Here is an 8,090-nt window from a genome sequence, read left to right as displayed (position 1 = left end):
AAAACCGGGTCAAGTTTCAGAAAGCACCGGCATATGATGGACGCGCGTAAGTTCTTGATAAACCTGCTGTATCGAGCTACGGCGCAGTCCAGCGAAGTACCGGGCTGGAGTCATCGTCAAACAAAAAATCCCCGCGCAGCGACTCCGCTTCACGGGGATCGAATCGATGGCCGGTCGCCTCAGAACGCATCGCCCGGCACGCGCACCCACCCTTCCATCAGCACGCGCGCACTGCGGCTCATGATCGCCTTCGTGACCGTCCATTCGCCGTTCTCGAACTTCGCCTCGGCGCCGACGCGCAGCGTGCCGGACGGATGCCCGAAGCGCACCGCGTTGCGCTCGCCGCCGCCGGCCGCGAGATTGACGAGCGTGCCGGGAATCGCCGCGGCCGTGCCGATCGCGACGGCCGCCGTGCCCATCATCGCGTGATGCAGCTTGCCCATCGACATCGCGCGCACCAGCAGGTCGACGTCGCCCGCGTTCACGCGCTTGCCGCTCGACGCGACATAGTCGGCCGGCTTGGCGACGAACGCGATCTTCGGCGTATGCTGCCGCGTCGCGATCTCGTCGAGCGTGTCGATCAGCCCCATGCGCAGCGCGCCGTGCGCGCGGATCGTCTCGAACTTCTCGAGCGCCTTCGCGTCGCCGTTGATCGCGTCCTGCAGCTCGGTGCCCTTGTAGCCGATCGCTTCCGCGTCGACGAAGATCGTCGGGATCCCCGCGTTGATCATCGTCGCCTTCAGCGTGCCGACGCCCGGCACCGTCAGATCGTCGACGAGGTTGCCGGTCGGGAACATCGCGCCGCCCGCGCCCTCTTCGTCGGCGGCCGGATCCATGAACTCGAGCTGCACTTCGGCGGCCGGGAACGTCACGCCGTCCAGCTCGAAATCGCCCGTTTCCTGCACCGCGCCGTTCGTGATCGGCACGTGCGCGACGATCGTCTTGCCGATGTTCGCCTGCCAGATCCGCACGGTCGCGACGCCGTCGCGCGGCACGCGCGCCGGGTCGACGAGGCCGCCCGCGATCGCGAACGGGCCGACCGCCGCGGACAGATTCCCGCAGTTGCCGGTCCAGTCGACGAATGCGCGATCGATCGCGACCTGCCCGAACAGGTAATCGACGTCGTGGCCGGGCCGCGCGCTCTTCGAGACGATCACCGTCTTGCTCGTCGACGACGTCGCGCCGCCCATCCCGTCGATCTGCTTGCCGTACGGATCGGGGCTGCCGATCACGCGCAGCAGCAGCGCGTCGCGCGCGGCGCCGGGCGCCTGCGCGGCATCCGGCAGATCCTGCAGCCGGAAGAACACGCCCTTGCTGGTGCCGCCGCGCATGTAGGTCGCGGGAATCCGGATTTGAGGAATGTGCGCCATGTTGCGTTGCTCCAGTGTGGTCGGATCAGGCCGCGGCCTGCGACGATTCGAGGAAGTCCTGCGCGAAGCGCTGCAGCACGCCGCCCGCCTCGTAGATCGACACTTCCTCGGCCGTATCGAGCCGGCACGTGACCGGCACGTCGACGCGCTCGCCGTTGCGGCGATGGATCACGAGCGTCAGATCCGCGCGCGGCGTACGCTCGCCGATCACGTCGAACGTCTCGGTGCCGTCGATGCCGAGCGTCTTGCGGTTCGTGCCCGGCTTGAACTCGAGCGGCAGCACGCCCATCCCGATCAGGTTCGTGCGGTGGATCCGCTCGAAGCCTTCGGCGACGATCGCCTCGACGCCCGCGAGCCGCACGCCCTTGGCCGCCCAGTCGCGCGACGAGCCCTGGCCGTAGTCGGCGCCCGCGACGACGATCAGCGGCTGCTTGCGATTCATGTACGTCTCGATCGCCTCCCACATCCGCATCACCTTGCCGTCCGGCTCGACGCGCGCGAGCGAGCCCTTCTTCACCGCGCCGTCGACCACCGCCATCTCGTTGACGAGCGTCGGGTTCGCGAACGTCGCGCGCTGTGCGGTCAGGTGATCGCCGCGGTGCGTCGCGTACGAGTTGAAGTCCTCTTCCGGCAGGCCCATCTTCGCGAGGTATTCGCCGGCCGCGCTGTCCGGCAAGATCGCGTTCGACGGCGACAGGTGATCGGTCGTGATGTTGTCGCCGAGCACCGCGAGCGGACGCATGCCCTTCAGCGTGCGCTCGCCGGCCAGCGCGCCTTCCCAGTACGGCGGACGGCGGATGTAGGTGCTCTGCGGCCGCCAGTCGTAGAGCGGCGCCGCGCGCTCGCCCGCGTCGGCCGCGCGCGCGAACATCGGCTCGTAGACGGTGCGGAACTGTTCGGGCTTCACGCTCGCGGCGACGATCGCATCGATTTCCTCGTCGGTCGGCCAGATGTCCTTCAGCGTGACGGGCTTGCCGTCCCGGTCGTGGCCGAGCACGTCCTGCTCGATGTCGAAGCGGATCGTGCCGGCGATCGCATACGCGACGACGAGCGGCGGCGAGGCAAGGAACGCCTGCTTCGCATACGGATGGATGCGCCCGTCGAAGTTACGGTTGCCGGACAGCACGGCCGTCGCGTAAAGGTCGCGCTCGACGATTTCCTGCTGGATCTTCGGATCGAGCGCACCGGACATCCCGTTGCAGGTCGTGCACGCGAACGCGACGATGCCGAAGCCGAGCTTCTCGAGCTCGGGCAGCAGGTTCGCTTCCTTCAGGTACAGCTCGACGGCCTTCGAGCCCGGCGCGAGCGAGCTCTTCACCCACGGCTTGCGCCCGAGGCCGCGCGCGTTCGCGTTGCGCGCGAGCAGGCCCGCGGCGATCACGTTGCGCGGGTTGCTGGTGTTCGTGCAGCTCGTGATCGCGGCGATGATCACGGCGCCGTCGGGCATCTCGCCCGGCTTCTCTTCCCACTGGCCGGCGATCCCGCGCGCGGCGAGGTCGGAGGTCGGCAGCCGCTTGTGCGGATTCGACGGGCCGGCCATGTTGCGCACGACGCTCGACAGATCGAACGTCAGCGTGCGCTCGTATTGCGCGTGCTTCAGCGTGTCGGCCCACAGGCCCGCTTCCTTCGCGTAGGTCTCGACGAGCTTCACCTGTTCGTCGCTGCGGCCGGTCAGACGCAGATAATCGAGCGTCTGGCCGTCGATGAAGAACATCGCGGCCGTCGCGCCGTATTCGGGCGCCATGTTCGAGATCGTCGCGCGATCGCCGAGCGTCAGGCTCGCCGCGCCTTCGCCGCGGAATTCCAGATACGCGCCGACCACCTTTTCCTTGCGCAGGAACTCGGTCAGCGCGAGCACGATGTCGGTCGCCGTGATGCCGGGCTGGCGCTTGCCGGTCAGCTCGACGCCGACGATGTCGGGCAGCCGCATCCACGACGCGCGGCCGAGCATCACGTTCTCGGCCTCGAGCCCGCCGACGCCGATCGCGATCACGCCGAGCGCATCGACGTGCGGCGTGTGGCTGTCGGTGCCGACGCAGGTGTCCGGATAGGCGACGCCGTCCTGCACCTGGATCACCGGCGACATCTTCTCCAGATTGATCTGATGCATGATGCCGTTGCCCGGCGGAATCACGTCGACGTTCTCGAACGCCTTCTTCGTCCACTCGATGAAGTGGAAGCGATCCTCGTTGCGGCGATCCTCGATCGCGCGGTTCTTCGCGAACGCATCCGGATCGAAGCCGCCGCATTCGACCGCGAGCGAGTGATCGACGATCAGCTGCACGGGCACGACCGGGTTCACCTTGGCCGGATCGCCGCCGCGCTCCGCGATCGCGTCGCGCAGGCCGGCGAGGTCGACGAGCGCGGTCTGGCCGAGGATGTCGTGACACACGACGCGCGCCGGGAACCACGGAAAATCGCGCTCGCGCTTGCGCTCGATGATCTGCTTCAGCGAATCGGCGAGGATCGCCGGGTCACAGCGGCGCACGAGGTTCTCGGCGAGCACGCGCGACGTGTACGGCAGCGTGTCGTAGGCGCCGGGCGCGATCGCCTCGACCGCGGCGCGCGTGTCGAAGTAGTCCAGCGACGTGCCGGGCAGGGGTTTGCGGTAGGCGGTATTCATCATGTGGGGGAAATCGAAGGGTGGCGTGCGACGCGCGCCGGCCGCCCGCAAAACGGGCGCCGGTGCGCGCGGCCGGTGTTTCAGCGCTTCTCGATCGGCACGAACTGCAGATCGTCCGGGCCCGTGTAGTTCGCGCTCGGGCGGATGATCTTGTTGTCGATGCGCTGCTCGATGATGTGCGCGGCCCAGCCGGACGTGCGCGAGATCACGAACAGCGGCGTGAACATCGCGGTCGGCACGCCCATCATGTGATACGACACGGCGCTGAACCAGTCGAGGTTCGGGAACATCTTCTTCGCGTCCCACATCACCGATTCGAGGCGCTCGGCGATGTCGTACAGCTTCAGGTCGCCCGCTTCCTTCGACAGCTTGTGCGCGACGCCCTTGATCACCTTGTTGCGCGGATCGGAGATCGTGTAGACCGGATGACCGAAGCCGATCACGACTTCCTTGTTCTCGACGCGGTGGCGGATATCGGCTTCCGCCTCGTCCGGCGAGCGGTAGCGGCTCTGGATTTCATACGCGACCTCGTTCGCGCCGCCGTGCTTCGGCCCGCGCAGCGCGCCGATCGCGCCGGTGATCGCCGAGTACATGTCGGAGCCCGTGCCCGCGATCACGCGGCCCGTGAACGTCGACGCGTTGAACTCGTGCTCCGCGTAGAGGATCAGCGACGTGTGCATCGCGTCGACCCACGACTTCGACGGCGTCTTGCCGTGCAGCAGGTGCAGGAAGTGGCCGCCGATCGAATCGTCGTCGGTTTCCGTTTCGATCCGCTTGCCGTTGTGCGAGAAGTGATACCAGTACAGCAGCATCGAGCCGAGCGAGGCCATCAGGCGATCCGCGATGTCGCGCGCGCCCGGCAGGTTGTGGTCGTCCTTCTCAGGCAGCACGGTGCCGAGCACCGACACGCCGGTGCGCATCACGTCCATCGGATGCGCCGACGCCGGGATTTGCTCGAGCACCGCCTTCAGCGCGTTCGGCAGCCCGCGCAGCGCGCGCAGCTTCGCCTTGTAGGCGGCGAGTTCGGTCAGGTTCGGCAGCGTCTCGTGCACGAGCAGGTGCGCGATCTCCTCGAACTCGCACGATTCCGCGACGTCGAGAATGTCGTAGCCGCGGTAGTGCAGATCGTTGCCGGTCTTGCCGACCGTGCACAGCGCCGTGTTGCCGGCCGTCACGCCCGACAACGCGACCGACTTCTTCGGCTTGAATGCGCCTGCGGCGGCCGGTGCTGCTGCGTCTTTCGTCTCGCTCATGTTTCCGTTCTCCTGTATTCAGATAGGCAGATTCGTCGTCGCCACGCGGGCCGCTTACTTCTTGCCCTGCGCAAACAGCTCGTCGAGCTTGCGTTCGTATTCGTGATAGCCGAGGAAGTCGTACAGCTCGGCGCGCGTCTGCATCGTCGGCACGGCCGCCTTCTGCGTGCCGTCGCGGCGCACCGTCTCGTAGAAATTCAGCGCGGCCTTGTTCATCGCGCGATACGCGCCGCAGCAGTACAGCGCGATGTCGACGTTCGCCTCGCGCAGTTCGTCGACCGTGAACAGCGGCGTCGAGCCGAATTCCGTCAGGTTCGCGAGGATCGGCACCTTCACCGCGGCCTTGAAGCGGCGGTAGTCGTCGAGCGTCTTCATCGCCTCGGGGAAGATCATGTCGGCGCCGGCTTCGACGTAGGTGACCGCGCGTTCGATCGCCGAATCGATGCCTTCGGCCGCGGCCGCGTCGGTGCGCGCCATGATCACGAACTGGTCGTCGGTACGCGCGTCGACGGCGGCCTTGATGCGGTCGACCATCTCGTCGGTCGGCACGCACTCCTTGCCCGGACGGTGCCCGCAGCGCTTCTGGCCGACCTGGTCCTCGATATGCACGGCCGCGACGCCCGCGTTGATGAACGAGCGGATCGTGCGCGCGATGTTGAAGGCGCCGCCCCAGCCGGTATCGATGTCGACGAGCAGCGGCAGGTCGGTCGCGTTCGTGATCCGGTTCGCGTCGATCAGCACGTCTTCCATCGTGCTGATGCCGAGATCGGGAATGCCGAGCGAGTTCGCGGCGACGCCGCCGCCCGACAGATAGACGGCCTTGAAGCCGACGGCCTGCGCCATCTTGGCCGCGTACGCGGTGATCGCGCCGACTACCTGCAGCGGCTGCTCGGCCGCGACTGCCGCGCGGAACTTCGCGCCGGCGCTCTGAAGATGCGTGTTGCTCATGAACGGCCTCCTGAAGGAATGCCCATAGACAGCAAGGACCGGGCCAGCATCGATCCGCCGCGCTAACCCGCTGATTCTTAAGCGAACGGCGCCACAGCCGGCGGCCCGTTTCATTTCAATTCGGAAATCTCGTATCCCAAAAATGAAATCCGGCGCGCATAATCGGCGGCCATGGACCTCTCTTCGATCAAGCCGGCCGGCGCCGCCGACCGCACGGTGCGCCCGCGCATCTGGGCAATGGGCATCAGCCGGCTGCGCGACCTGTTTCGCGAAATCGCCGGCGAATTCGACGAACGCGCGGACGTGCGCATCGTCACGCGCGCGTACGAGGACGCGCTCGGCGCCATCGCCGAGGCCGGTACCGCGCGGCCCGACGTGATCGTCGCGGCCGGCTCGAACGGCGGCTTCCTGAAGACGCGCGCGCAGGTGCCCGTCGTCGTCGTGTCGCCGACCGGCTTCGACGTGATGCAGGCGCTCGCGCGCGCGCGGCGCGATGCGACGCGCATCGCGCTCGTCAGCGCCGGCGACACGCCACCCGAAGTGCGCCGCTTCGTCGCCGCGTACGGTCTGGACGTGCAGTTTGCGTCATATCAGACCGCACAGGAAGCCGAAGCGTGCGTGCACGATCTGCGCGATCGCGGCATCGAAACGATCGTCGGGCCCGGCCTCGTCACCGATCTCGCGGCAAGCGCCGGGATGGGCGCCGTGTTCCTGTATTCGCACGCATCGGTGCGCAAGGCCGTCGAAACGGCGCTCGAAGTCGCGTACGCGACGCATGCCGAAGCGTTTCGCCGCCAGCGGCTCGACACGCTGCTCCAGCATCTGCGCGACGGCGTCGTCGCGCTCGACGCGCAGGGCCGCGTCGAGGCGATCAACGAGCGGCTCGCGTCGGCGCTCGGCGTCGAGCCGTCGGCGGCGGTCGGCCGCGCGCTCGTCGATCTGCGGCCCGAGCTGCGCACGCTGCGCGGCGAGGACGGCGACGCGCTCGCGACCGTGCGCGGCGTGCGCTACGTCGTGCATCGCGGGCCGCTCGTCGATCGCGGCGTCACGTCCGGCAGCGTGCTGACGTTCCAGGAATCGCGCGCGGTCGAGCGGCTCGATCGCGCGCTGCGCTCGCAGCCGAACACGCAGCAGTTCGCCGCGCGCTATTCGCTCGACGACGTCGTCGGCGCATCCGCGCCGATGACGCGCGTGCGCGAGCTCGTGCGCCGCTACGCGAAATCCGATGCGACCGTGCTCGTGCTCGGCGAAAGCGGCACCGGCAAGGAGATGATCGCGCAGAGCCTGCATGCGCTCTCCGCGCGACGCAGCTATCCGTTCGTCGCGGTCAATTGCGGCGCATTTCCGGAAGCGCTGCTCGAAAGCGAGCTGTTCGGCTATGAGGAAGGCGCGTTTACGGGCGCGCGCCGCGGCGGCAAGACCGGGCTGTTCGAGGCCGCGCATCGCGGCACGCTGTTTCTCGACGAGATCGGCGAAATGCCGCCGTCGCTGCAAAGCCGGCTGCTGCGCGTACTGCAGGAGCGCGAGGTGATCCGCCTCGGCTCGACCGAACCGATCCGGATCGACGTGCGCGTGATCGCCGCGACGCACCGGCCGCTGCTCGCGGCCGTCGAGGCCGGCACGTTCCGCGCCGATCTCTATTACCGGCTCAACATCCTGAATGTCGGCCTGCCGCCGCTGCGCGAACGCGCGGCCGACATTCCCGCGCTCGCCGCGACGCTGCTCGTGCAGGCCGCGCGGCGCGAGCCGCGGCTCGCGGAGCGGCTGCGCGACGCCGACGATGCGGCGCGCGTGCTCGGCGCGGTGCAGCCGACGCTCACGCGCTACCGGTGGCCCGGCAACGTGCGCGAATTGCAGAACGTGATCGAGCGGATCGCGGTGGAGCTGGCCGAAGCG

5 protein-coding genes are annotated in these 8,090 nt (G+C 68.1%); 1 reads left to right on the top strand and 4 read right to left on the bottom strand.

Features of this window, described 5'->3' with window-relative positions; translation table 11 throughout:
- Nucleotides 1-179 precede the first annotated feature (179 nt).
- The 4 genes from prpF to prpB all read right to left on the bottom strand — a co-directional run bounded on the left by prpF (nucleotide 180) and on the right by prpB (nucleotide 6,194).
- A complete protein-coding gene (gene prpF / locus ACSHSS_RS31515; protein ID WP_006397393.1) occupies nucleotides 180-1,370 on the bottom strand; it encodes a 2-methylaconitate cis-trans isomerase PrpF in 1,191 nt (396 codons plus the stop codon).
- A 25-nt stretch (nucleotides 1,371-1,395) separates the two neighbouring features.
- On the bottom strand, nucleotides 1,396-3,993 hold the full coding sequence (gene acnD / locus ACSHSS_RS31510; RefSeq protein ID WP_445546096.1) for a Fe/S-dependent 2-methylisocitrate dehydratase AcnD: 2,598 nt from the start codon (nucleotides 3,991-3,993) through the stop codon (nucleotides 1,396-1,398).
- Nucleotides 3,994-4,073: 80 nt separating this feature from the next.
- Nucleotides 4,074-5,246: a bifunctional 2-methylcitrate synthase/citrate synthase gene (prpC, locus tag ACSHSS_RS31505; RefSeq protein WP_445546095.1), complete on the bottom strand. Its 1,173-nt coding sequence runs from the start codon at nucleotides 5,244-5,246 to the stop codon at nucleotides 4,074-4,076.
- A gap of 54 nt (nucleotides 5,247-5,300) precedes the next feature.
- On the bottom strand, nucleotides 5,301-6,194 hold the full coding sequence (gene prpB / locus ACSHSS_RS31500) for a methylisocitrate lyase (RefSeq protein WP_445546094.1): 894 nt from the start codon (nucleotides 6,192-6,194) through the stop codon (nucleotides 5,301-5,303).
- A gap of 171 nt (nucleotides 6,195-6,365) precedes the next feature.
- On the opposite strand from prpB, the gene prpR reads away from it, so the two are divergent.
- A partial coding sequence (gene prpR / locus ACSHSS_RS31495) for a propionate catabolism operon regulatory protein PrpR (protein ID WP_445546093.1) occupies nucleotides 6,366-8,090 on the top strand: 1,725 nt, incomplete at its 3' end.

Source organism: Burkholderia sp. BC1 (genome assembly GCF_052683555.1).
The sequence above is the reverse complement of the archived record's forward strand: the minus strand, read 5'-3'. Positions and strand labels throughout refer to the sequence as shown.

What these genes read in the sequence shown, in the direction of transcription:
- prpC (WP_445546095.1), bottom strand. Translation starts at nt 5,246, where the DNA reads ATGAGCGAGACGAAAGACGCAGCAGCACCGGCCGCCGCAGGCGCATTC.
- prpB (WP_445546094.1), bottom strand. Translation starts at nt 6,194, where the DNA reads ATGAGCAACACGCATCTTCAGAGCGCCGGCGCGAAGTTCCGCGCGGCA.
- prpF (WP_006397393.1), bottom strand. Translation starts at nt 1,370, where the DNA reads ATGGCGCACATTCCTCAAATCCGGATTCCCGCGACCTACATGCGCGGC.
- acnD (WP_445546096.1), bottom strand. Translation starts at nt 3,993, where the DNA reads ATGAATACCGCCTACCGCAAACCCCTGCCCGGCACGTCGCTGGACTAC.